General features: G+C 67.1%; 2 protein-coding genes. Both read left to right on the plus strand.

Features of this window, described 5'->3' with window-relative positions:
* The first annotated feature begins 164 nt into the window (after positions 1–164).
* Positions 165–1133, plus strand: coding sequence for an ABC transporter substrate-binding protein (locus tag ACLZN2_RS50780; protein ID WP_416987061.1), 969 nt, complete (start codon positions 165–167; stop codon positions 1131–1133).
* Between the two features lie 235 nt (positions 1134–1368).
* On the plus strand, positions 1369–1877 hold a 509-nt coding region (locus ACLZN2_RS50785), incomplete at its 3' end, for an NAD(P)/FAD-dependent oxidoreductase (RefSeq protein WP_416987063.1).

Here is a 1877-nt window from a genome sequence, read left to right on the forward strand (position 1 = left end):
GGGGGCGGGGGCTCTCGGCTACGACGTCGTGGCCGGGTTCTCGCAGGGCCAGTTGTACGGGAAGGGGCTGGCGGCGGGTCTCGCCATCGTTCTTCTCGGCGTCATGTTCGACCGGATCACTCAGGCAGCGGCGCGTCGTGCGAGCGCATAAGGAGCAGGACACCATGGCAAGACACTGGCGAGTCGGCGCGGCCGGCCTGGCCGTCCTCGGCCTCACCCTCACCGCGTGCGGTGGCGCGAAGGTCGGCGAGGACTCCTCGGAGGCCGGCGGTTCGGGCGGCTCCGGCAAGTGCGGCACGTTCAACCTGGCGGTCAACCCGTGGGTGGGTTATGAGGCCAACGCGGCGGTGATCGCGTATGTGGCGGAGCAGGAGCTCGGCTGCAAGGTGACGAAGAAGGACCTGAAGGAGGAGATCGCCTGGCAGGGCTTCGGGACGGGTGAGGTCGACGCCGTCGTGGAGAACTGGGGCCACGACGATCTGAAGAAGAAGTACATCACGGACCAGAAGACCGCGGTGGAGGCCGGTGCGACCGGTAATGAGGGTCTGATCGGCTGGTACGTGCCGCCGTGGCTGGCGAAGGCGCACCCGGACATCACGGACTGGGAGAGCCTGAACAAGTACGCGGCGAACTTCAAGACCTCGGAGTCGGGCGGCAAGGGGCAGCTGCTGGACGGTGACCCGTCGTATGTGACCAATGACGAGGCGCTGGTGAAGAACCTGAAGCTGGACTTCAAGGTGGTGTACGCGGGCAGTGAGACGGCGCTCATCCAGGCTTTCCGCAAGGCGGAGAAGGACAAGGAATGGGTGATCGGGTACTTCTACGAGCCGCAGTGGTTCCTGTCGGAGGTGCCGCTGGTCAAGGTCGAGCTGCCGGAGTACACGGACGGCTGTGACGCGGACGCGGCGAAGGTCGCGTGTGACTATCCGGTGTACGAGCTGGACAAGATCGTCAGTGCGAAGTTCGCCAAGTCGGGCAGTCCGGCCTACGACCTGGTGAAGAACTTCACCTGGACCAACGACGACCAGAACACCGTGGCCAAGTACATCGCCGAGGACAAGATGACGCCGGAGGCGGCCGCCAAGAAGTGGGTCGACGCCAACCCCGACAAGGTCAAGGCCTGGCTGCAGTAGCCCCGTATCCAGGGCGGTCGATCATGCCCGGTGGGCGGTGCGCGCGGGTGCGCACCGCCCACCGGGCATCGCCGTGTCCAGGGGCCCCTCCGAGCTGCGTCTCCGCCTGTTTGCCGACGTCACGGGACCTCTTGACACCCCTCCCCGGGGCGGGCACATTGAGTTGCGCAAACTGAACCATGTTGCGTAAACAGCAACTGAACCGGCTGGGCCGGTTTGATTCGGAGGTGCGGCGATGGCGGGACCCCGAGTGGTGATCATCGGTGCGGGTGTCGTGGGAGCGGCCCTGGCGGACGAGATCTCCGCGCGTGGCTGGACCGAGGTGACGGTGGTCGATCAGGGCCCGCTGCCCGCCACCGGGGGCTCGACGTCACACGCCCCGGGTCTGGTGTTCCAGACGAACTCCTCCAAGACGATGGCGGAGCTGGCCCGCTACACGGTGGAGAAGTTCTGCTCGCTGGAGGTGGACGGCAAGCCGTGTTTCCTCCAGGTCGGCGGTCTGGAGGTGGCCACGACTCCGGAGCGGCTGACGGAGCTGCGGCGCCGGCACGGCTGGGTGACCGCCTGGGGCATCGAGGCGCAGTTGCTGACGCCCGAGGAGTGTGTGGAGCGGCATGCGCTGCTCGACGTGGAGAAGGTGCTGGGCGGTCTGCTGGTGCCGACCGACGGTCTGGCCAAGGCGGTTCTGGCGGTGGAGGCGCAGATCCGCCGGGCGACCGAGCGCGGCGTGACGTTTCTGGCCCG

Origin of the sequence: Streptomyces sp. T028 (genome assembly GCF_048159505.1) — a bacterium.
Lineage (GTDB): Bacteria > Actinomycetota > Actinomycetes > Streptomycetales > Streptomycetaceae > Streptomyces.

Coding starts and splice junctions, on each gene's coding strand:
- ACLZN2_RS50780 (WP_416987061.1), top strand. CDS start 165: ATGGCAAGACACTGGCGAGTCGGCGCGGCCGGCCTGGCCGTCCTCGGC.